The organism is Veillonellaceae bacterium, assembly GCA_025992895.1.
Lineage (GTDB): Bacteria > Bacillota > Negativicutes > Veillonellales > Dialisteraceae > Dialister.
Map to the genome: position 1 here is coordinate 835378 of DAJPGA010000001.1, position 23091 is coordinate 858468.

Sequence of the window (23091 nt, forward strand, 5' to 3'; positions counted from 1 at the left end):
TGATGTACTTCCCATACTCTCCCTATTTTAATGTAATTATATAGCGGCTGGGGGAAATTGGAAAGGGTTCAAAAATCGGTGTCATTCGATAAGGCGGGCAAGGGAAACTATGTTCTGGGTGTAACATGGTTTCCAATTGTGTTATATTGTTTAATATAACTTTCAGGAAGTCCCTGAACAAAACATTTTTGAGAGGTGAACCTACATGAATATTATTGATGAACTGAAGTGGCGCGGCGCTGTCAACCAGCAGACGGATGAAGAGGGCTTGTACAAGCTCGTAGGGGAGAAGTCGATTTCCCTCTATTGCGGCATCGATCCGACCGGAGACAGCATGCACATCGGTCATCTGATTCCTTTCATGATTATGAAGCGTTTCCAGCTCGCAGGCCATCATCCGGTCATCCTGATTGGCGGCGGCACGGGATCGATCGGTGATCCTTCCGGCAGAAAATCCGAGCGTGTGCTCCAGTCTATGGAACAGGTCCAGCATAATGCAGAATGCCTGAAAGAACAGATGAAGAATCTCTTCGGTGAAGACGGTTTCCGCATGGTCAACAACTATGACTGGCTGTCCAAGATTTCCCTTCTGGACTTCCTTCGTGATTACGGCAAGCTTTTCAATATCAATACGATGCTGGCCAAGGATGTCGTCGCATCCAGACTCGATACAGGCATTTCCTTCACGGAATTCTCTTACCAGATCCTTCAGTCCATCGACTTCAAGATGCTCTATGACAACTACGATGTACAGCTGCAGATCGGCGGCGCCGACCAGTGGGGCAACATCACAAACGGCGTAGAACTCCTGAGAAAGACCGAAGGTGTCTCCGACGCTTACGGCCTCACCATCCCGCTGATGCTCAAGGCTGACGGCACGAAATTCGGCAAGACAGCAGGCGGCGCCGTCTGGCTCGATCCGAAGAAGACAAGTCCGTACGAATTCTACCAGTTCTGGTTCAATCAGGACGACCGCGATGTCGTGAAGTACCTGAAATACTTCACCTTCCTCTCCAAGGAAGAAATCGACGACCTCGAAAAAGAAGTCGCAGAACATCCGGAACACAGAACCGCGCAGAGAAAACTCGCTGAAGAAGTCACCCGTTTCGTACACGGCGACGAAGGCCTCGCTCAGGCAGAAAAAGTCACCCAGGCCCTCTTCTCCGGCAACATCCAGGAACTCACCGGCGATGAAATCGAAGGCGCCTTCAGAAATACAAAAGGCGGCGAAGTCGCAAAAGCTCCGATCAACATCGTCGAAGCACTCGTCGAAGCCGGCGTAGAAAAATCCAAACGCCAGGCCAGAGAAGACGTCACCAACGGCGCCATCCGCGTCAACGGCGAACAGGTCAAAGACACCGAAGCCGAAATCTCCGCTCACCCCAACACCAATGGAAAGTTCATCATCATCAAAAAAGGCAAGAAGAACTACTTCTCCATTGCAGTGAAGGAATAAGAAATAGGAAATAGAAATGAAAAAAGCTGTGAAATCCAAAACGATTTCACAGCTTTTTTGGTGGGGAGGAATGCGGTAAAAAATGATAAAACCAGACAACCTCGCTTCGCTCGTGAAACTTCACCTCCTCAGTCGCCTCCGGCGCCAGCTCCCCCGTGGGGAAGCCTTTCGGTTGGCGTGGTTTCCGCTGGCGTCAGCCTAGTTTGCATGTTTTCCGTTTGCGAAGCAAGGAAATGGTGTTGACCTTCCCAGACGGGGAAGGGGGACCGGCTCATTTTTAAGCTGTTGCCGGTGGATAGGGTGGATTATTCATTGGTTTTTATAAAAAGGTTCCGCGAGCGATAGCTCGGTTTTATGGTTTTCCATCAGCCGAAGGCTCGTTTAAGGGTATTTGACCTGAAGGTGATCCCGGAGGGATCGGATGAAGTTCATTTCGTGTGTGTCGTCAGGCACAGTTGTATGGTGTTTATAATAAAGAGCTTATTGATAGGAAAGCGTACCTTTGCCTTTTATCGGCGCTGCGGAAGCAACGAATAAAAGAAGGATAAAACCAAACAGCCGCCTTGCAGGCTGGGAAATGCAACTCATCCGTCGGCTTCGCCGCCACCTTCTCCTCCCGGAGCAAGGTTAAAACCGGCCTACGGCCCTGAGACTGTATTTCCTCGAGCGCAGCGAGGTTTTGCGGTTTTGCCTTTGACCTTGCCCTGAAAGGGAAGGTGTCAGGCTGGTGCGGATTTGGTGCGGATTTGTTAATACAGACAAATAAATATCATAAAAAATCTAATCGTACTTTAATCTTAATCATGCAGCCATTGGAGCTGCGTTGAATACTTCCATTGGAGCTAAAAGATGTAATTTGCGCTGAATGCGTTTGTTGTTGTAGAAGTAGATGTAGCCGTTGATCATGCTTACCACTGCTTTACGGCTGGTGAATTTACGTGTGTAGTAACGTTCGCGCTTCAGCATTCCCCAGAACCCTTCCATCAGACCGTTGTCTGCACAGCAGCCTACACGGGACATGCTGTGAACCAGTCCTGCTTTTTCAACAATCTTATGGAATCCGTTGCTTGTATACTGGAATCCGCGGTCGGTATGAATCATTGGATGTTCTCCAGGATTCTCTTTAAGTGCCTTTTCCATTGTCTCAAAAGCCAGTGCAGTATTGTTCCTGTCGCCGATGACATAAGAGACAATCCGGCGATCATGGCCGTCAATAATCGCGCTTAAATATAACTTGTGCAAAACTCCATCAGCAGTTGTGTACTTGAATTCAGTGACATCCGTCATCCATCTTGCATTGGACACGCCGGCATCAAAGTCACGGTTCAGCAGGTTTTCAAAAATGTACTTTGGATCCTTTGCGTTACGAGTGCAACCATCGGTCTTGTACTTGATCACGGACTTAATATTAAGTATCCGCATGATACGAAGAACCAGACTGTCGCTTACATTTATATTGATGTTGTCATCCTTCTTGATCCAATCGTTAATCCGGCGGTATCCCATATCCGGATATTCCTGATGGGTTTTCATGACCTCCTGTGCGACCTTTTCTCTCAGCAGTTCACGGCCGCTCTTAATATGATTCAGCCATCCGTAATAAGCTGCCCGGGAGACCTTTGAGAGTCGGCAGAGACTTTCTATGGAGATGTTGGTTTCTTCATGGACTTCTTTTATGGCTTTAAAATCTCTGAGAAGGTGAGTAAGGCTGAATCCTTCGAGGAACGCAACCTTTCCTCTATCTCCATCTTTTTTTTAGCAGGGCAATCTCTGCTATAAGATCCTTCTGTTCTTCAAGAAGTCTGGCATTCTCCTGACGCAGCTGTTCTTCTTCGGTCCGGGGCGTTTGGAGCCTGATCGGCTTTCCTCTGTAATCCTCAAGACCAACTTCGCCCATTTCCTTGAACTTTTTTACCCATGTGTAGAGCGTTTGGTAGGACATGTTGTACTTCTTGGCTATCTTGTTATAATCGCATCCACTGGCGATGCACTCCTGAACGATTCTGACTCGCTCTTCCTTGACCGATTGCTGGCGTTTGCCCATAAGATCTCCTCCTTCAGAAACGAGGTCTGTCAACTTATGCTCATTATACGCCTCAATCCATGTTTTAAGGGAGAGTGTGCCGGAAATTCTGTATTTGGCACAGACGGAAAGCATGGAAACACCGCCTTTAAGATATTCCTTTACGGCCTGGATCTTCATCTGATTGGAGTAGTAAGACAAATGCTGCCTGGGCCGCAATCCCTTAAAGCCCTCCTCTTTATACCGGAGGACCCATTTCCTGAATGTTATGCGGCTCATATGAAGATTTTCAGCTGCCTGGGTAATCGTAACACCCTGATAGAGATATGAAGCAATCTGGTCTAACATTTCCTCCGGGGACGCTTTGGTTTTACATGGCATAAGAATGACCTCCTAATATATTTATGATATTATTCTGTCTTTCTTGTTGAATCATACCAGGCCTTAAATTCTGATGCCTGACGGATGAGTTGCATTTCATCGAGCTTAGCTCGCTTGTATGGTTTTATCTCTCCCCCCCTCAAATTTGCATGTATTAGGAAATTTCTATATATAGTATGGACACTTTGTGGTATACTGTTTAGTACAGCGGACATTGAAAAACGAGGTGTCCGGGGAGACGCCTGGCGTTTCCCTTTTGTTTTGAAGAGGAGAGAAAGAATGAAATTTAAGTTTAACCACAACAATTTCAACGTACTCGATTTGAAGAAGAGTATCGCATTTTATGAGGAAGCGCTCGGGCTGAAGGTAGTCAACGAGTTCAAAGCTCCCGACGGCTCCTTTGTTCTGGCTTACCTGGGTGATGGCGTGACGACGCATCGTCTGGAACTGACCTGGCTTCGCGACAGGAAGGAAGCGTACAATCTGGGCGACAATGAATTCCATCTGGCTTTCGATGTCGATGATATGGACGCTGCTCATGAGCTGCACAAGAAGATGGGATGCATCTGCTACGAGAACCCGGCTATGGGTATTTATTTCATTAACGATCCGGATGGTTACTGGATTGAAATTATCCCCGGAGGAGAGTAATGGATCCCATATTTGTACGCACTGCCCGCATCATGGGTGAGGAAGGGGTAGATTTCCTTTCCACGAAGACTGTTGCTGTATTTGGTATCGGCGGCGTTGGATCGTATGCTGCTGAGGCGCTTGTCAGAGTCGGGATCGGCCACCTGATTTTCATTGACAAGGATGTTGTTGACGAATCGAATCTGAACCGCCAGCTGGTCGCTGACCGGACGACGATCGGAAGGAATAAGGCAGAGGTGATGGTGGAGAGAGCGCACCGCGTGAATCCAAACTGCATCGCTGAAGCAAAGCCTGTTTTCTTCCGCCCGGGCGATGAGGATTTCATTAAGGATCTGCATGCGGATTACATTATCGACGCCATCGATGATGTACCGGCAAAGCTTGCTATTGCGGAAATCTGCTGGAAGCTGAAGATTCCGGAAATTTCCTCGATGGGCACGGGCAACCGCCTGCGTCCGGAAATGCTGCAGATCGCAGATATTAATAAGACGTCTGTCTGCCACTTGGCAAGAAAGATGAGAAAAGAACTGAAGGACCGCCGTGTAAGGCATCTGACAGTCGTATATTCTAAGGAACTGCCGCACAAGCCGATCGGCGAAGGCCATGCTCCGGGTTCGACTTCGTTCGTTCCTCCGGTGTCCGGCATGATGATGGCAGGCTATGTCGTAAGAAACCTCCTCAAGGAGGCGGGGATCCGCTGATCCGGCGCGGGCCGGGGATCTCCGTAGTTTTTGAAACGGGAAGGGATAAACATGATGATAGAAATCCGTCATCCTGAATGGATCACCGTGACCGCGGACGGACGAAAGGTACTCGGCTACAACCAGGAGTGGTATCCTGAAAAAAGGCAGAAACTGGCAGGCTGCGGCCCGACGGTAGGCGCTATGATTGCTGCCTACGTGGAAATGAAGGAATGGCAGATGCCCGTCACGACCAAGGAAGGCGCGACGTCCAAGATGCTCGACATCTGGAAATACGCAACTCCCCGCATGCACGGCCTGTACAAAACAAGATGGCTCAAAGAGGGGCTGGAAGCATACATGAAGGAAAGAGGCCTCAAGGGCACCCCTGAAGCCATGCCGATTCCGGCCATCCACATGCTTGCGCCAAGCTTCGAAAAGCTGAAGAAATTCATAGCAGAAGGCCTCGCCTCCGACTGCCCCGTAGGTTTCCTGAACCTCCACAGCGGCGGCGAACCGATTCCCTACCACTGGCACTGGATGCCCCTCGTGAAGATCGAAGAAAGAGACGGCAAGACCCTCTGCACCCTCTGGGATGAAGGCGTCCCGTACATCTTCAACCTCGAGAAATGGCTCGCCAACACCAAATTCGGCGGCGGCTTCGTCAGAGTCATGGGGACCGAGAGGGAATTGAAGTAAGAGAATAAGGTTATAGGTTACGCAAAAAAGGCCTGTCGAAGGCCTTTTTTGCGTTGTCAGACTACGCTGACGAAACCGGACTGGTGCGGATTTGTTAATACAGACAAATAAATATCATAAAAAATCTAATCGTACTTTAATCTTAATCATGCAGCCATTGGAGCTGCGTTGAATACTTCCATTGGAGCTAAAAGATGTAATTTGCGCTGAATGCGTTTGTTGTTGTAGAAGTAGATGTAGCCGTTGATCATGCTTACCACTGCTTTACGGCTGGTGAATTTACGTGTGTAGTAACGTTCGCGCTTCAGCATTCCCCAGAACCCTTCCATCAGACCGTTGTCTGCACAGCAGCCTACACGGGACATGCTGTGAACCAGTCCTGCTTTTTCAACAATCTTATGGAATCCGTTGCTTGTATACTGGAATCCGCGGTCGGTATGAATCATTGGATGTTCTCCAGGATTCTCTTTAAGTGCCTTTTCCATTGTCTCAAAAGCCAGTGCAGTATTGTTCCTGTCGCCGATGACATAAGAGACAATCCGGCGATCATGGCCGTCAATAATCGCGCTTAAATATAACTTGTGCAAAACTCCATCAGCAGTTGTGTACTTGAATTCAGTGACATCCGTCATCCATCTTGCATTGGACACGCCGGCATCAAAGTCACGGTTCAGCAGGTTTTCAAAAATGTACTTTGGATCCTTTGCGTTACGAGTGCAACCATCGGTCTTGTACTTGATCACGGACTTAATATTAAGTATCCGCATGATACGAAGAACCAGACTGTCGCTTACATTTATATTGATGTTGTCATCCTTCTTGATCCAATCGTTAATCCGGCGGTATCCCATATCCGGATATTCCTGATGGGTTTTCATGACCTCCTGTGCGACCTTTTCTCTCAGCAGTTCACGGCCGCTCTTAATATGATTCAGCCATCCGTAATAAGCTGCCCGGGAGACCTTTGAGAGTCGGCAGAGACTTTCTATGGAGATGTTGGTTTCTTCATGGACTTCTTTTATGGCTTTAAAATCTCTGAGAAGGTGAGTAAGGCTGAATCCTTCGAGGAACGCAACCTTTCCTCTATCTCCATCTTTTTTTTTAGCAGGGCAATCTCTGCTATAAGATCCTTCTGTTCTTCAAGAAGTCTGGCATTCTCCTGACGCAGCTGTTCTTCTTCGGTCCGGGGCGTTTGGAGCCTGATCGGCTTTCCTCTGTAATCCTCAAGACCAACTTCGCCCATTTCCTTGAACTTTTTTACCCATGTGTAGAGCGTTTGGTAGGACATGTTGTACTTCTTGGCTATCTTGTTATAATCGCATCCACTGGCGATGCACTCCTGAACGATTCTGACTCGCTCTTCCTTGACCGATTGCTGGCGTTTGCCCATAAGATCTCCTCCTTCAGAAACGAGGTCTGTCAACTTATGCTCATTATACGCCTCAATCCATGTTTTAAGGGAGAGTGTGCCGGAAATTCTGTATTTGGCACAGACGGAAAGCATGGAAACACCGCCTTTAAGATATTCCTTTACGGCCTGGATCTTCATCTGATTGGAGTAGTAAGACAAATGCTGCCTGGGCCGCAATCCCTTAAAGCCCTCCTCTTTATACCGGAGGACCCATTTCCTGAATGTTATGCGGCTCATATGAAGATTTTCAGCTGCCTGGGTAATCGTAACACCCTGATAGAGATATGAAGCAATCTGGTCTAACATTTCCTCCGGGGACGCTTTGGTTTTACATGGCATAAGAATGACCTCCTAATATATTTATGATATTATTCTGTCTTTCTTGTTGAATCATACCAAGCCTTTTCTTCGTCGTCTTTGCGATCGTCATCGTCGTGACAAGACCTTTTGTCGGCTACCTCTTCGATTACCACGGACCGGACTATACCGTGTATCCGGGCTTTGGCCTCTTCGCTTTGGGATTCATCCTCTTCAGCCAGGCACACAGCCCCTTCACCCTCCTTTTCTCCGGCGCTATTTTGGGAGTAGGCTTCGGCGCACTCGCCCCTGCCTTCCAGACACTGGCCGTGCAGAGCGCCCCGGCCGCCCGCGCAGGCGTTGCCACATCCACCTACTTCTGGTCCCTTGATATCAGCGTAGGACTTGCCGCAGCCATCCTAGGCGCCGTCGCAGGTTCCGAAGGTTATCCCTTCATGTATGGCGTCGTCTGCTTAGCCTCTGCTCTGGCAGGCCTTGCCTATTACTTCTTCTGGAGAAAGACCTCCGGAAAAAGAGTCATGAAACGCGCAGCCGCAGAAGCTTGAAATAATAGAATGCAATAAGAAAAAGGAATGTTACAAAATCCACTAAAACACTGCTTTTCCTTTTTTCGAACGAAGTTCGGTTTAAGGGTGTTTGAGCTTGTCCCGTAGGGGAAGCTGGCGACGGAGTCGACTGAGACATTATTTCCTTCGAGCGCAGCGAGGTTTTGAAGTTTTCAGATAAAACAAATATATAAATGTATTGGGTAATCTTCTAATTGAATATATCAACACAAAAGGAGCTGTAGCAAAATGATTGCACATTTTGTCACAGCTCCTTTTGTGTTGCATTTATTTCCCTTCAAAGCCGTCCTTCAAAAGGGTGAGGCCTTTGATGAGTGTTGCTCTCGGGTAGGTGGGATTGAAGCGGAGGAAACCGTTTCCTTATTCCCCAAGATAGATTTTGATCAGTATTGAGGAGTGTGGAATTCTTAAGTAAACTTATCAAATTATTTTCTAAGGTTTTGCATAACGTATATTGGTAATCGTCGATGAATGCGCTGTATCATGAAAAGAAAGCATGAATACTTAAATATTTGGCAATACATAGATCAACTGCGTTTTTGCCTCTAACGGGAGGGAGCCTAATGAGAAAATACTGCCGGATACTAACTGTTTTGGGAGTCTGTGCAGGGCTCTCTTTTTCTCAGGTAAACGCAGCGGATGGAATTCAGGGCGCAAAAGAGCATCAGGTGATGAAAGAACGCGCGCTTCAGATGAAGGCGAAAGAAGAGGAACCCTCAGTCCGTCTGGAAGGCGGGATGACGGACAGAAAGCGTCCCCTGCTTCCTGATGAGGAGGAAGGGTTTCTCATCCGTCATATCGTCGTGAAATCAGGAAGCCCGGTGCGGAAACGAACGCAGCCATCCTGTCTGGTAAAGATACAGTCCTCAGAGGATCTTCCATGACAGGAGACAGAGTCGTCGTAAAGAGCGGAAGAGACCTCTCCCTGTCAAGCCTGTCAGATACAGAAACATATAAGAATGACAGAAAAGGAGGAAGCCTTTCCCTTGCCTTTGATGGCAGAGGGCCCTCAGGAATTGCCGGCGAAGCAGATAAAGGAAAGACAAGAAGCGTCTATGAGTCCGTTTCTACGCAAAGCGGCATCTACGGCGGAAAAGAAGGAGTCCTCGTGAGCGCAGGAGAAACTCTATCCATGAAAGGGGCTGTCATCGGAAGCCTTGCCAGGGCAGAGAAGAATCTGGTAAGTGCCGGGGAACTGGATATAGAAGATATCAGGAACCATGCGGAATATACATCGGAAAATAAAGGGGTTGGCTACAGCGCAAACCGGGAGTATGATGAAGCTAAAGGAAGAGAAAAAGCATACGGCTGGAACGGCCTTTCCAAAGAAGATGCAAACCTTTTGAATGAGAACTACAACAAAGAAGGCATCATCCCCAAACTCTATACAGGGGCCAAAGGAAAAGCATCCAGCGTTACCAGATCCGCCATTACCGAAGGCACGCTCTCCATTGCAGATCCGAAGACAGATAGGGAGAGAATCAACCGGAATACAGAGAACTCCCTGAATAAACTGGGAAGGATCTTTGACAAGACGAAAGTCGAAGAAAGACAGGAACTGGCCCGTCTCTTTGCCAAGAACGTCAACGAAGCCATCCATAAACTCAGCGAAAAAGAAGGGTGGAAGGAAGGCGGAGCAGAGAAAATCGCCCTCCACAGCGTATTTGCAGGAATCGAAGGAGAACTGTCCGGAGGAGGATTCCTCTCAGGAGCAGCAGGAGGCGTCAATGAAGCCCTTGTCGGAAAGCTGACACGCGCGCTCGGAAGAAACAATCCTGACCTCGTCCAGGCAGCCAGCGCAGTACTGGGATACGCCACAAACAAACTGGCCGGCCAGGAAGGCATGGCCGGAGCCGCTTTAGCTCAATATGGAACGAAGTGGAATAATTATGGACCAAGGCCCTGGCAAGATGGGGCTTATATTGTAGATATGTATGGCAATCTTTGGATTGTAAATGACGGTGAGGATCAGTTTGTGGATCCGGATGAACAAATGCCCGGTGGTGCAATCTTTTGGATGCAAAATCCAGAACCTGGGGAACAATCTTTTGGTTGGGATTATAAATATCATGATGATGGTACTGCTGATTATATTCCAGGAGATGTTAGAACTTATGGTTATAATGGGCGAACTGTCGGAGAATCTGAAGTAATTGATTTTTCACAAGGAATTGTATCTGAAGGCTTCGTTTATAAAGTAAACCAAGTCTTAGGGAAAAATCTACCTTTAAGTCAGGCAGGCTCTTTTATATATTCTACCGTTAAAGATGGATACATTGGGAATTATAGTATGAAAAGAATGCAGGAAAGAGCTTTGTTTGGCGTGGCTGCTTCTTTTGGAGTTAGTGAAGCAGTAGGTATTACTCTGGGACAAGGGCCTTTGACGCCAGGAATTATTATTTTTGACACGGCTCTTGCCGGAGGCGCAGGAGCGTTATTAGATAATTTAAAAGATAGAATTCTTCCGGAGGAGAGTAAACAGCAAATTGATACTGAGGACAGAGAAAGCTTTAATAAAATCTTAGAAGGACCTGATTGAGCTTTTTGATAGTCTAGTAAAAATTAATATATATTTATATTATCTTTTTTATATTATCTTTCAAATAATTTATTAAAGAACTTGTTGGAAGAATCTTTCATCTGTAATGAAACGAGATTTCCTTATCATGGAAGGGGATTATTATGTCACAAATGACTATGTTGGATGACATTCTTTTTACCCTATACAAGGATGGCAGTGCTTGGATTAGCAGAGTTACGCATCAGTTCGCTTATGGACCGGCAGCCTGGGATTTATTTAAAGTATCTATTCTCGTCGTCGGCGCAATTTATTTATACAAAACATGGAAATATCCACCAAAGTATTTGAAACTAGGAATCAAACCTATGCCGGCTTACATTAAAGTTGGGTTCCCTCTTTGTTTTTTGGCATATGGGAGTTTAGTCTTGATTGACAGCTCCATCTATTGGCTCAGGTATATAGCTGTTTTACTGCATTCCATTAGAAGTTTCACATTTACATATTTGATAATGTCTACATTTTTGAGTTGTAGAAGTTTTCTCGTCAAAATTAAAACAGACAAATACGAAATCCATAAATATGATGCGGCTTTAGTGGTATATGCACTTCTTTGTGCTGCAATGATTTATTGTAATCCATTTTAGGTGTAAATAATAACGAATCATGTTATAGCTTCAGTCTGTTTGAATACTGACAGGAGTGTAATCTTATGGAAGCATCCATTAACACTTCAGGTACAGTTTATATTTTCTGGACAGCAAGGATTGCAGAATTTATGCTTGCTGCTTTGAGTGCCGTGCTTTTGTCAAAATTGGTTCCAATCAGGGAGAAGGCCCAAAATGGATTAATTGCGGTTATCGCTTCTCTTGCTGTGTTCAGTCTTGAAATACCAGAGATTTATTCAGGGTTATTTCATCTGCCTGTCCCTGCCAATTTTTATTCTTATTTATTGGTGTACCTGGGGATAGATTACATTTCCCTGACAATCTTATTCTGGATGCTGTACTCAATGTATAAGTCTAAGAAAATAAAAGATATAACAGAAATGCTGCTGCTCGGTGCCCTGTTTTTCAAGTAAAATAATGCATTTACTATATTAGCGTACGGCATACTGTTGGTTTTGTATTTCTTTCAAATGCTTAAAGATGTAAAAGACTGATGAATTATCCAGTTAATACGTCCTTTGTGTATGAGGAAGCCGGTGAGTGTGAAGTGCTTTTGCCGGATTAGCTCTTAAAGACAAAAAAGGCTGTGACGAAATGATTGCACATTTCATCACAGCCTTTTTCTATTGAAATTTTTATTTTCTGGATTTATTTCCCTTCAAAGCCTTCCTTCAAAAGGGTGAGGCCTTTGATGAGTGTTTCTCTCGGGCAGGCGGGATTGAAGCGGAGGAAGCCGTTTCCTTCCGGTCCGAAGATGTAGCCCATGTCGAGCCAGAGGTGGCAGTCGTGGGTGACTTTGTGCTCGAGGTCTTTGTCGGAAAGGCCGTAAGCGGAAGCGTCGATCCAGAGGAGGTAGGTGCCTTCCGGTTCGATGAGTTTCATCTTCGGGAGGTTTTCCTTGAGGTAATCCCTGAGGAAGTCGACATTCAGGCGGATGTATTCCTTGACGGTATCGAGCCATTCGCGGCCATAGCGGTAAGCAGCTTCGCAGGCGACAAGGCCCATCGTGTTCAGCTGGTCGTAGCCGAAGGAATCGAGGGCATCCTGAAAGGCTTTCCGGATTTCCGGATTCGGGATCAGGATATTGGATGTCTGTAGGCCTGCGATGTTGAATGTCTTGGAGGGGGCTGTGCAGATGATGGCATTCTGGGCAGCTTCCTTGCTGATGGTGGCAAATGTCGTGTGGGTGAACCCGGGATAGGTGAAGTCTTCGTGGATTTCATCAGCGACGATCTTGACGCCGTTTCTGATGCAGATATCAGCGTAGCGGGACAGTTCTTCTTTCGTCCACACGCGGCCGACCGGGTTGTGCGGGGAGCAGAGGAGGGCAAGTTTCACGTTTTCTGCTTTGATCTTTGCTTCGAGGTCGTCGAAGTCAAGTTCATAATGATCGTTCTTGCGGATGAGCGGGCTGTTCACCAGTTTCCTTCCGTTCTTCCTGATGGCTTCGAGGAAGGGGTAGTAGACAGGGCGGTTGATGAGGATGCCGTCGCCTTCCTTTGTCAGTGCTTTGACGGCAAGGTTGATGGCAGGAACGACGCCCGGGGTCTTAATGAGCCATTCGGGCTCGATAACCCAGCCGTAATTTTCCTTCTGCCAGTTCTTCAGCGCTTCGAAGTAGGATTCGCCGGATTCCGAGTAGCCGAAGATGCCATGGTCGACACGTTTTCTGAGAGCGTCAAGGATCGGCTCAGCCACTTTGAAGTCCATGTCAGCAATCCAGAAGGGAAGGACATCAGCGGGCTGGCCGCGCTGGACAGCGAAATCATATTTCAGGCAGCCGGTTCCGCGGCGGTCGATGACGGTATCAAGATCAGATAATTTCATGGTAAGCCTCCTTGTAAAATAATAGTGATATTAACCGATGGCCTGGGAAAGGTCAGCGATGAGATCGCCAGCGTCTTCGATGCCGACGGACAGGCGGAGCAGGCATTCTGTGATGCCGCGGGACTGTCTTTCTTCTTCGGTGAGGTCGCTGTGCGTCTGGGTGGCAGGATAAGTGATGAGGCTTTCCACGCCACCAAGGCTTTCAGCAAAGCGGATGAGCTTGACGTTCTTCAGGATCTCCAGTGCCGTTTCATGGGTGTCGGTGTAGAAGGAAAGCATAGCGCCTGCGCCTCTGGACTGCTTGTCATGGATGTCCTTGTTTTCGAAACCGGGAAGTCCCGGGTAGAGGACTTTGGTGATCTTTTTCTGGGAAGAGAGCCATTCAGCGAGAATCTGCGAGTTCTTCTGGGCTGCTTCCATGCGAAGCGCCAGTGTCTTGATGCCGCGGGTGACGAGCCAGCTGTCCCACGGGGCGAGGCAGCCGCCGACGGTCTTGTAGAGGAAGCGGAGCTTTTCAGCGATTTCCTTGTCCTTGCATGCAACGAAGCCTGCCAGGGTATCGTTGTGGCCGGCAAGGTACTTCGTGCCGCTGTGGAGGATGATGTCTGCGCCAAGGTCGGCCGGGTTGCAGAAGTACGGGCTCATGAATGTATTGTCTGCGATGAGGAGAGCGCCGTGGGCATGAGCGATGTCAGCGATGGCTTTGATATCGGTGATCTGCATCATCGGGTTGGTCGGTGTTTCGATATAGACAGCCTTGACCGTTTCATCGAAGGCTTTTTCCACATCATCCAGATGGGATGTATTGACATAGCGGAAGTTCAGGCCGTTCTTTTCATTGACGAAGCGGAAAAGGCGGATGGAACCGCCGTAGAGGTCGTCACTGGAAATGATCGTATCGCCCGGCTTGAAAAGTTCCATGACCATGGAAATGGCAGCCATGCCGGACGAATAGCTGGTACAGTCGCAGCAGTGCTCAAGAGCGGCTACGAGCTTTTCCGTGCTTTCGCGGGTCGGGTTCTGCACGCGCGTGTAATCATAGCCGGTCGACTGGCCAAGCTCCGGATGGCCGAAAGTGGCGCTCTGGAAAATCGGAACGGAAATGCAGCCGGTCGGATCTTTCCAGTCGCCGCCATGAATGCAGATAGTCTTGATGTCCATAATGAAATCCTCCTTATATAATGCCGTGAAATGGGGCAGATTTGGCAAACAAAAAACCGCCCCTCTTACGAGAGACGGTGCTTAGCCGTGTTACCACTCTGTTTCTCCCTGCCGTCACCGGCAAAGACTCTGCGGGTACGCCGGACAATGCCATAAATACCCTGCTGCTGTATCGGGCAGTCCCGGCCGGCTTCATGATTCAGCCAAGCAGGCTCAAAGTCCATCTTCAGAAATCGTTCCCGGTCTGCTTCTCACCCTCCGCAGCTCTCTTTGCCATTCCGGATTTCCTACTCTTCTTCTCATTGCCTTTATAAAACTGACCTCATGATAGCATGGGAAAATGGTGATGTCAATGAGTGAAATGGCAAGAATTCAGCGGACGGTGGAGGACCTTTTGTCCGCAAATCTCTTCACGATGAACTGATGGAAGCGGAGCGCTGCTGGAGACAGGGGTCGCGTCATGTTCCATGCGATGCCGATTTCTCTCTTGCAGGAGGGGAAGGAGACGTGGATCTGGCGGATGCCGATCGCATTGCTTCCTGGAATCTTCGGGAGGAGGGAAACGCCCAGATTGGAAGCGACAAGGCTTGCAATTGTGTTCGTGTCGTCGCCTTCGAAAATGACCTTCGGATGGACATTGGCGAGCGCGCAGACGCGATTGGTGAGGATTCTGAGGCTATAGCTCGGCTTCATTGTAACGAAGGGCTCGTTTTCAATATCCTTCAGCGCAGTCTGCTCCCAGTCGGCCAGGCGGTGATGGAGAGGGACAGTAATGTAAATTTCCTCGGAATAGAGGTAGGACCAGGCGATATGCTTCATCGTGATCATCGTGGATCCCAGGCACAGGTCGCTCGTCCCGTCGATGAGTCCCTGCGCGAGCAGCGTGGAATCGTTCTGCTGCAGGTTGAACCTGGTCGAAGGATTCTGCACCTTGAATTCGGAAAGAAGGACAGGAAGCATGTAGGTGCCAAGGGAATGGATGAAGGAAAGATTGATGATGCCGCCCTGCGGATCGTTTTCATGATCGAGTAGCTCCCGCCTGCCTTCCTCGATTTCAGAAAGAGCGCGCTCTACGTGGATGAGGAAACGCTGCCCATCCGGAGTGAGGGAGATTTCATGGCCCGTGCGGTCGAAGAGGGGATGGCCGAGCTCGTTTTCCAGTTTCGTGATGGAGCGCGACAGGGCAGACTGCGAGATGGAAATGGAAGCCGCCGCTTTCGTGAAGTGGCGGATATGCGCAAGCGCGCGGAAATATTCCAGTTGGCTGAGATCCATGGGGGACTCCTTTATAAAATACGGGATTCATTCTTTATATAAGCCGGACTCATAATCGTTAGTTCAATTATACCTTTAGGAAGAGGGGCGTTTCAATAAAAAGAGGCAATATTTATGAAAGATAGGAAGGATTCCAATGCACGGCATGCATGATAAACAAATAATATAGAAAATTAACAATGTAATAATACGGTAAAATCGCGATTTTTGGATGAATTCGGGGATTTCTCGTTTTCTTTATGCATGGCAGGAATAGAAATAATCCTTGACCGGTATTAGACGAAACGGGGTGTCATGGATAGAATGGTACTTAACCAACCGGAACGCGGTTCTTAGGGACATCCGGAGGCAAAGCTGCACTGGCTTTTCTTATACCTGCCAATGAATATTCATTGAAGAAATGTCAGGAGACAGCGCCCCGTGGAAACATGGGAGAAAGCAGCCCCGTAAGCTGCGAAATTTTATATGGGCTTTTGCGCCGTTGATCCCCTCCTTTCATCTTCCTATGGGGATCTATTTTTTTGCCCGCGAAAGCGGGATTTTTTATTTGGTTCTCCCTGTTTGTGCTTTCCTTTTATCTGTATAATGAGAAGAAAAGAAGGATGGGAGGGACCTAAGGAATGAAAATAAAAACATATGAGGCTGATGTAGTTGTCCTCAATGAAGAGAAAGGCTTTGCTGCGCTGAAAAAGGCGGCTGAAAGCGGCAGGAAGCTCTGGGATACTGAGAAGATCAGGGTCGTGATCGACAAGAAGGTGCCGCCGAATTCACCGGAGGAATCAAAAAGGCAGCAGGAGGTGCTTGCGCTTGCAAGGAAGCTTTCCATTCCTCATGCGTACGGGAAGGGAATGGCTTTCCACCTGCTGGCCGAAGAGTTCCTCTCCGAGGACTTTATTGCCGTATCCGGAGATCCTGACGTCTATGTGATGGGCGCCTTTGGCGGGAAGGGGTACTGCCTTGATGAGGAAGGCCGTGAAGAAGTGCTTCTTACGGGATCCTTCTCCATCCAGGAAGGCGGCGTATTCAATGTTTTTCTGAGTACAAAGGAAACGAGGTATGACCGGTTTTTCAGGGAAGGATACCGCCCCTGCAATTACGATAAGGCCTATGCGCTTTCCAAAAAGATTCCCCAAGGGATGCCCGTGTGTATTTCAGGAGAGCTTCAAGAATTCAGGAAGGAAGAGCTTGCTGTCATGTGCATGGCCGCAGGAAGAGCCTCCGGATGCACGGCTTTTGTGAAAGAAAACGTGCAGGGATCCCATATCCGGATCCAGTACGTTCCCTCTGTCGTCATCCATGAGGGAAAGGAAATCAGCCAGAAGGGACGGATCCCGATTTCCGCTGTCTTCATAGGCGGCGCGCAGGGCGGTTTCCTGGAGGATATCAGGCATGCCGCTGACATCATCCGCGGGGAGCATGTATCTGATGGCGTCCGTCTTTCCGTGGCTCCTGCCACAGCGGAGGTATACAGAAAGGCCGCTGACCTTGGCTATATCAAGGACATCATGGACGCAGGCGGTATTTTCCTCAATCAGTGCGCCGATCCTTCCTATGAGGCAAAGGCAGGGAAGGGAGAAATACTCCTTACGAACGATAATAAGGATTATGGGGACGAAATCGAGGCGGCCGTCTTCCATGTCAGCACGGAAAGAGCGGCCAATGCGGCCGTGAGAGGATATATCGGCGGCGAATTCCTGAAAAGAAAAAGGCAGGAAGAGCCTGAGGCGCCGGTGCTTTTTGAGGAAAAGGCGGAAGAATCTGAAAAGCCTGCTCCGGGAATAAAGAACCTGAGCGCGGATCCGATCCTTGCCTTCTCCGGGCGCGTGTGGAAGTTCGGGGACGACATTGATACGGACATCATCATCCCGACGCAGCATCTTTCCTATCCGTCCTGGGATGAAATCAAAAAACACATGTTCGAACCGCTCCGGCCTGAGCTGGCAGAAGAAGTCAGGGATGGAGACATCCTTGTCGCCGGGAACAACTTCGGCTGCGGTTCTTCAAGGGAACAGGCCGCCGAGGTGCTTTCTGAAAGCGGCATCCGATGCATCATCGCCAAATCCTTCGCGCGCATATTCTTCCGGAATGCTGTCAATAACGGCATCCTTCCGATTGAATGCGCCGCGCTCTTTGATGACGTAGAAGAAGGGGATACGGTCATCGTCGTACCGAATGAATACATCCTGTGCAAGGGGAAGAAATATCCGATTTCCAAAGTGAGGGGCGATCTTCTTTCGCTCATCATGGATGGCGGGCTCGTGAAGCATGTACAGAAGGAAAGGGGGAGGTAATGATGGGACATACTCTTGCTGAAAAGATCATCATGAAGAATACGGGCCTTGCCGATCTTCATCCGGGCGATCTTGTGACGGTCACGCCGGATCGGGCGGTCGTCCATGATATTTATACGAAGAGCCTTTATGAGAAGCTTATGGAAATGGGATTTGAAAAAGCCATGTATCCGGAGCGCCTCATCATTTTCCATGACCATCTGAATCCGGCCTGCCTTCCCACCGACCCGGACAGCCTTTCTTACGGGTACAAGCTGCGTGACAAGTACCATGTCGGGCACTTCCATGCTTCTGGTGGCATCTGCCATCAGCTCATCCCCGAGCTGGGTTACGGGAAGCCGGGAGAAATCCTCCTCTGCACCGACTCCCACACGACGACGGCCGGCGGTGTCGGCTGTTTCGGTACGGGTATCGGATATACGGAAATGGCATACTTATGGGGGACAGGGAAATTGTGGCTCCGCGTGCCGTCCTCGATCAAGGTACGCATTGAAGGGAAAATCCCGTCCAATGTTTATGCCAAGGACATCATCCTCCGCGTGCTGGGCGATCTCCGCGCGGCCGGAGGGACGTACCGATCCCTTGAATTTACGGGAAGCGCCGTGGAGAGCCTTTCCGTCGACAGCCGCCTGACAATATCCAACATGGTCGTCGAATGCGGCGCCAAGGCAGGCCTTTTTGCTGCTGATGAAAAGACAGCCGCTTATTGCAAAATACCCTATGAATCGATTTCATGGGTGAAGGCAGACGAAGATGCTGTCTATGAAAGGGAACTCTTCTACCAGGCAGAAGACCTTGAGCCAGTCATCGCCTGTCCGCCCCATGTCGACAACATCCGTCCGCTTTCTGAAATCGAAGGGGTGAAGGTCGATCAGGTCTGCCTCGGTTCCTGCACGAACGGAAGGCTGGAGGACCTCGAAGAAGCGGCAAAGATCCTGAAGGGCCGCCATATAGCAGAAGACCTTAAATTCATCGTGACGCCGGCTTCCGCCTCCATCATGGAAGAAGCCGTAAAGCGCGGCTGGATCCAGACCTTCGTCGAGGCAGGCGCTCTTGTGACGCCTCCGTACTGTTCCTTCTGCGAAGGACGCACGATGGCCCTCATGGGGGACGGGGAAGTGATGCTCGGTACGAACAACAGGAATTTCCTGGGTCGCTTCGGCTCTGCGAAAGCAAAAGCATACCTTGCCTCTCCTGCCGTGGCCGCGGCGACAGCCGTCAAAGGTGTCATCACCGATCCGGCCCATTTGTAAAAATATGGAAAAGTCCGCCGTATGGAATTTATTTCCGCTCCTTGTACGGTATAATAGAAGGAAAGCATATCATTTAATGAATCACGGAGGTTCCAATGTCACAAAGCTCAATGTCTGAAATCACCTGCCCGGCCTGCGGCAGCAAGCATGAATTCAAAGTCTGGGACAGCATCAATACGAAGCAGGATCCGGAATTGAAGGAAGCCGTCAGGACGGGGGACGCGTTCCGCTATACCTGTCCCGACTGCGGCGCGACTGCTCTTTTGAATTACAATTTCCTGTATCATCAGATGGAAGACAAGTACATGGTCTTCGTTTCTGTCGAAGGTGATGCATGGAATCAGATGATGTCCATCCTTTCGGCGAGGCAGAAGGACCTTCCGGACTATACGATGAGAATCGTCCGCTCCTACAACGATTTCCGCGAAAAGCTGATGATCCTTGATGCAGGCCTTGACGACCGCGTCGTGGAAATCATCAAGAGCAGCGTCTGGCACAATGTCGAGGAAACGTATGCCGACAAGGGCATCGATGAAATCCTCTTTGCTACGAATGACGACGGCGAGCATGGATTCCTTTTCAGAAGCCAGGACAAGATGATCGCATCCATGGAATTTGACATGGACCTGTACAAGGTAGTGAAGAATGCGGCTGAATCCAGGCTTGACTTCTATTCCAGAGGCATTTTTGTCATCGACCGCGCATGGGCTGACCGCGTGGTGGGGGAAATGGGCTGATTCTTTTGAAATTTTCCTACACTTTTTCACTTATTGTGCTAAAATGGTTAAGGCGAATTACAGAATAGTCTAAATTACAGGGAGGCAATCATGCAGATTCATATTATTGATCACCCGCTCATTCAACACAAACTCACGATCATGCGGTCCAAGGAAACAAGCTCCAGCGAGTTCCGCCGCCTGCTCCAGGAAATTACACTCCTCATGGGTTATGAAATCACCCGTGATCTTCCGCTCGAAGATGTCGAAGTGGAGACCCCGCTCGAAAAGATGCGCGGCCGCCGCGTAGCCGGCAAGAAAGTCGGCATCGTTCCGATCCTCCGCGCAGGCTTCGGCATGGTGGACGGCCTTCTTGAACTGATGCCGTCTGCAAGAGTCGGCGTCATCGGCCTCTACCGCGATCCGGAAACATCCAAGCCGATCGAATACTACTGCAAGCTGCCGGATGTGGACAACCGCGATTTCATCATCGTCGACCCGATGCTCGCAACCGGCGGAAGCGCTGTCGCAGCCATCAACATGATGAAGGAAAAAGGCGTAAAGAACATTAAGTTCATGTGCCTCGTATCCGCACCGGAAGGCGTTGAAGTCGTCAACCAGGCTCATCCTGATGTGCCGATCTACACCGCTGCCCTCGATCGTCAGCTCGATGATCATAACTACATCCTCCCAGGTCTCGGCGATGCCGGCGACCGTATCTTCGGAACCATGTAATACAATAAAAAACGGGACCACGCAAAGCGGTTCCGTTTTTTTATTTACAACGCTATGCTCCTCAAGAGGATTTTAGGCAAAAGAAAAGAGAGACTCGGGGGAAGTCTCTCTTTTTAACCCGGAGCCGCCGGGGGGACGGAGTTCCGGTCCGTTAAATCCCTTCATCTTTCATAAGGGAATACAACGGTCAAACACATTTTCATCGGTTCCAGCGCATAGACTGCATGGTCTACGTCATGGGGCATCAGGATGGATTCTCCTTCGGAAACCTCGAAGAATTCCTTGCCGACCATGATGCGAGCTTTTCCTTCCAGTACCTGGATCATAGCATCGCCCGTGGACTGATGAGAGCTGATCTCTTCGTCTTTATCAAAGGCAAAGAGGGTTAGGCTGACGTTTTTGTTTTGCGCCAGCGTCTTGCTTGCGATCTGACCTTCCTGATAGGAGATCTGATCCTTCAAAGTGAGCACGGATGCTCTGGGTAAATGGCGGATGAATTGCTTTTCCTCCATGTGGTCCTCCTTTAGTGTGATCAAAGATAGAAGTTGTCCTATCTTTATCTTCATTATACTATATGTTGAGGATTAGTCAACGCTAAAACTTAGAACCAAACGAATTTTACTATACTACAGAACATTTTGCAAGGATAAAAAATTTATGAGGGGTGATAAACGGTATAAAACGCAGAACGGGTGACAACGAGGCTGATTTGATGTAAAATAACAGTGTTAGTATCTATAAATCAAGCAAATGAATCCAGAGTATGAATTGTCTTTATTCAGAAAAGAGGAAATATATGAAACACAGCAAACTGACCGCTTTACTCTGCGCCCTGGTCATGACAGGCGCCGGCTCTATGTCCGCTTTTGCAGCGGATGCAGCACCGGCAGCGGCTGCAGCTACAGCTGCACAGCCGGCCAAGGCACAGGAAACGACAGCTGCCGCAGGCACTCCGGCCGAGGCTGCTCAGCCGGAAGTCAACTACACTGAAGCACTTCTGAAAGGCATGTCCCTGACACTGCCGGATGTTGAAAAAGCCGTAGAAGCCGGCACATTCAAGAACCTTTCTCCGGAAGCTCCGAAACCGGCTGAACCAGAACCGGCTCCAGCCCCGGAACCCATTCCTGAACCTGAGCCCGCACCAGCTCCTGAACCGGAGCCGGAACCCGAGCCCGCACCGACACCGGCGCAGACTGCCAAGTACACGGCTGATCAGGGAACAAGCGCAGCAACGATTGAAACAGACGGAACCTATGATGCTCAGACTTACACGTCTGCAGCCGCTGACCAGAATGCACTCCGCGTTTCCTACGCTTACATGAGCGCAGCAGGCGACACATTCACAAAGACCGGCGATGCTACGAATACAGAAAGCTCCAATCAGTACGGCATGAATGCAGCTCTCCTCGTCACCCATGGCGGCCATGGCGCATTCACCAAGGCATCCATCACATCCTCTGCTCTCGGCGCACCGGGCGCATTCGGATACAGCAAGGGAACCTACCTCAACCTGACTGATTCCACCGTTACAACGACAGGAAACAATTCTCCTGCCCTTGAAACAGCAGAAAGAGCCATGATGAAAGTCGTTAACACGACCGTTACCACATCCGGCTATGCATCCCCGGCTATGAAGGTATCCCAGAACGGCGGCATGATTCTTGCTGAAAGCAGTCATTTCACCACGACTGGCAAGGACTCCCACGGCGCATACGTCAATGGCGACGTCACACTGACAAACAGCAGCGTGAACGCACAGAACACCAAGGCAGCCGTTGTCCGCAACAACAATACGCTTTCCCTTGAAAACTCCACGCTCGAAGGCAATGAAACAGGATCCGTACCGTACAACATCGTTCTCTACGCTGATCCTTCCGCTATCGGAACCATGGGCGTACAGCAGTTCAATGCAACAGGCTCCACCCTGATTTCCCATCACGGCGGCATGTTCCTCGTCACCGGCACCCACAACCGCATCACGCTGAAGAAGACAACACTCCAGCAGGATCCGGGCCTTCCGATCCTCTCAGCTCTTGGCAATGACGGCGCTTACGGCTGGGGAACCCCGGGCGCTAACGGCGGCCATGTCGAACTGATTGCTGATGAAGAAACACTGAATGGCGATATCGTCGTCGATACGATTTCCGACGTCAACCTGACCCTTAGAAACAACTCCGTATGGACAGGCGCCATCACCATCATCCCGAACGCACAGGGCGGCGAAAAGTACAAGACCAATGCTGACATCTTCATCGGAGCAGGCTCCGTATGGAACCTCACCGCTGACAGCCAGGCAACCACCGTCAACAACCTTGGCACCATCAACTTCAACGGTCACACCATTACCCTCGCTGACGGAACAGTCCTGAAATAAGAGCTTATAGCAGAAATACATATATATAGTATATATATAATAAAAGAAGAGGCTCTCCGGAAATCCCGGGGCCTCTTTTTTGTGGGCA

At 49.3% G+C, this 23091-nt stretch carries 22 protein-coding genes; 14 read left to right on the forward strand and 8 right to left on the reverse strand.

Translation table 11 applies throughout. The features are described from left to right. Positions 1-205: 205 nt before the first annotated feature. On the forward strand, positions 206-1456 hold the full coding sequence (tyrS, locus tag OIM03_03430) for a tyrosine--tRNA ligase (protein ID HJI73328.1): 1251 nt from the start codon (positions 206-208) through the stop codon (positions 1454-1456). An 801-nt stretch (positions 1457-2257) separates the two neighbouring features. Here tyrS and OIM03_03435 read toward each other — a convergent pair. Both OIM03_03435 and OIM03_03440 read right to left on the reverse strand, forming a co-directional pair. Next, positions 2258-3133 carry an IS3 family transposase gene (locus OIM03_03435; protein ID HJI73329.1) on the reverse strand — a complete coding sequence of 292 codons (876 nt, stop codon included), beginning with the start codon at positions 3131-3133 and terminating at the stop codon, positions 2258-2260. A gap of 61 nt (positions 3134-3194) precedes the next feature. Beyond that, positions 3195-3827 carry a helix-turn-helix domain-containing protein gene (locus OIM03_03440; GenBank protein HJI73330.1) on the reverse strand — a complete coding sequence of 211 codons (633 nt, stop codon included), beginning with the start codon at positions 3825-3827 and terminating at the stop codon, positions 3195-3197. A gap of 312 nt (positions 3828-4139) precedes the next feature. On the opposite strand from OIM03_03440, the gene OIM03_03445 reads away from it, so the two are divergent. Genes OIM03_03445 through OIM03_03455 form a run of 3 tightly spaced genes read left to right on the forward strand, consistent with a single transcriptional unit; the run spans position 4140 to position 5890 of the window. After that, the gene (locus tag OIM03_03445; GenBank protein ID HJI73331.1) at positions 4140-4511 is read left to right on the forward strand and encodes a VOC family protein; all 372 of its coding nucleotides are present in this window, start codon (positions 4140-4142) and stop codon (positions 4509-4511) included. Continuing rightward, complete coding sequence (locus OIM03_03450; protein HJI73332.1) at positions 4511-5212, forward strand: tRNA threonylcarbamoyladenosine dehydratase; 702 nt, start codon at positions 4511-4513, stop codon at positions 5210-5212. Before OIM03_03445 ends, OIM03_03450 begins: the two co-directional genes overlap by 1 nt. A gap of 51 nt (positions 5213-5263) precedes the next feature. Beyond that, positions 5264-5890, forward strand: a complete 627-nt coding sequence (locus OIM03_03455; GenBank protein HJI73333.1) for a hypothetical protein — start codon at positions 5264-5266, stop codon at positions 5888-5890. A 146-nt stretch (positions 5891-6036) separates the two neighbouring features. Here OIM03_03455 and OIM03_03460 read toward each other — a convergent pair whose 3' ends face one another. Next, positions 6037-6879, reverse strand: coding sequence for an IS3 family transposase (locus OIM03_03460; GenBank protein HJI73334.1), 843 nt, complete (start codon positions 6877-6879; stop codon positions 6037-6039). Between the two features lie 29 nt (positions 6880-6908). Beyond that, on the reverse strand, positions 6909-7607 hold the full coding sequence (locus OIM03_03465; GenBank protein ID HJI73335.1) for a helix-turn-helix domain-containing protein: 699 nt from the start codon (positions 7605-7607) through the stop codon (positions 6909-6911). A gap of 86 nt (positions 7608-7693) precedes the next feature. Between OIM03_03465 and OIM03_03470 the strand changes: the two genes are divergently transcribed. The 4 genes from OIM03_03470 to OIM03_03485 all read left to right on the forward strand — a co-directional run bounded on the left by OIM03_03470 (position 7694) and on the right by OIM03_03485 (position 11784). Next, positions 7694-8164: an MFS transporter gene (locus OIM03_03470; GenBank protein ID HJI73336.1), complete on the forward strand. Its 471-nt coding sequence runs from the start codon at positions 7694-7696 to the stop codon at positions 8162-8164. A 584-nt stretch (positions 8165-8748) separates the two neighbouring features. Next, on the forward strand, positions 8749-9069 hold the full coding sequence (locus OIM03_03475) for a hypothetical protein (GenBank protein HJI73337.1): 321 nt from the start codon (positions 8749-8751) through the stop codon (positions 9067-9069). Further along, positions 9066-10724, forward strand: a complete 1659-nt coding sequence (locus OIM03_03480; GenBank protein ID HJI73338.1) for a hemagglutinin repeat-containing protein — start codon at positions 9066-9068, stop codon at positions 10722-10724. The genes OIM03_03475 and OIM03_03480 overlap by 4 nt, the downstream gene beginning before the upstream one ends. 691 nt (positions 10725-11415) lie before the next feature. Continuing rightward, on the forward strand, positions 11416-11784 hold the full coding sequence (locus OIM03_03485; protein ID HJI73339.1) for a hypothetical protein: 369 nt from the start codon (positions 11416-11418) through the stop codon (positions 11782-11784). A 235-nt stretch (positions 11785-12019) separates the two neighbouring features. On the opposite strand, the gene OIM03_03490 is transcribed toward OIM03_03485, so the two are convergent. Together OIM03_03490 and OIM03_03495 are read right to left on the reverse strand one after the other, a co-directional pair. Then, positions 12020-13198 (reverse strand): pyridoxal phosphate-dependent aminotransferase, encoded by a 1179-nt coding sequence (locus tag OIM03_03490; GenBank protein ID HJI73340.1) that lies wholly within the window; start codon positions 13196-13198, stop codon positions 12020-12022. A 30-nt stretch (positions 13199-13228) separates the two neighbouring features. Further along, positions 13229-14359 carry a PLP-dependent aspartate aminotransferase family protein gene (locus tag OIM03_03495; GenBank protein HJI73341.1) on the reverse strand — a complete coding sequence of 377 codons (1131 nt, stop codon included), beginning with the start codon at positions 14357-14359 and terminating at the stop codon, positions 13229-13231. Positions 14360-14400: 41 nt separating this feature from the next. On the opposite strand from OIM03_03495, the gene OIM03_03500 reads away from it, so the two are divergent. Then, positions 14401-14673: a hypothetical protein gene (locus tag OIM03_03500; protein ID HJI73342.1), complete on the forward strand. Its 273-nt coding sequence runs from the start codon at positions 14401-14403 to the stop codon at positions 14671-14673. A 58-nt stretch (positions 14674-14731) separates the two neighbouring features. Here OIM03_03500 and OIM03_03505 read toward each other — a convergent pair whose 3' ends face one another. Then, positions 14732-15634: a LysR family transcriptional regulator gene (locus tag OIM03_03505; protein ID HJI73343.1), complete on the reverse strand. Its 903-nt coding sequence runs from the start codon at positions 15632-15634 to the stop codon at positions 14732-14734. Between the two features lie 1787 nt (positions 15635-17421). On the opposite strand from OIM03_03505, the gene OIM03_03510 reads away from it, so the two are divergent. The 4 genes from OIM03_03510 (at position 17422) to upp (ending at position 20629) form a co-directional block, all read left to right on the forward strand. After that, positions 17422-17925 carry a 3-isopropylmalate dehydratase gene (locus OIM03_03510; GenBank protein HJI73344.1) on the forward strand — a complete coding sequence of 168 codons (504 nt, stop codon included), beginning with the start codon at positions 17422-17424 and terminating at the stop codon, positions 17923-17925. After that, complete coding sequence (locus OIM03_03515; GenBank protein ID HJI73345.1) at positions 17925-19178, forward strand: aconitase/3-isopropylmalate dehydratase large subunit family protein; 1254 nt, start codon at positions 17925-17927, stop codon at positions 19176-19178. Before OIM03_03510 ends, OIM03_03515 begins: the two co-directional genes overlap by 1 nt. A 95-nt stretch (positions 19179-19273) precedes the next feature. Beyond that, a complete protein-coding gene (locus OIM03_03520) occupies positions 19274-19915 on the forward strand; it encodes a CpXC domain-containing protein (GenBank protein ID HJI73346.1) in 642 nt (213 codons plus the stop codon). An 87-nt stretch (positions 19916-20002) separates the two neighbouring features. Beyond that, on the forward strand, positions 20003-20629 hold the full coding sequence (upp, locus tag OIM03_03525) for a uracil phosphoribosyltransferase (protein ID HJI73347.1): 627 nt from the start codon (positions 20003-20005) through the stop codon (positions 20627-20629). A 161-nt stretch (positions 20630-20790) separates the two neighbouring features. On the opposite strand, the gene OIM03_03530 is transcribed toward upp, so the two are convergent. Next, positions 20791-21141 carry a cupin domain-containing protein gene (locus tag OIM03_03530; GenBank protein HJI73348.1) on the reverse strand — a complete coding sequence of 117 codons (351 nt, stop codon included), beginning with the start codon at positions 21139-21141 and terminating at the stop codon, positions 20791-20793. Between the two features lie 284 nt (positions 21142-21425). Between OIM03_03530 and OIM03_03535 the strand changes: the two genes are divergently transcribed. Next, positions 21426-23003, forward strand: a complete 1578-nt coding sequence (locus OIM03_03535) for a hypothetical protein (protein ID HJI73349.1) — start codon at positions 21426-21428, stop codon at positions 23001-23003. The last annotated feature ends 88 nt before the right edge of the window (positions 23004-23091 follow it).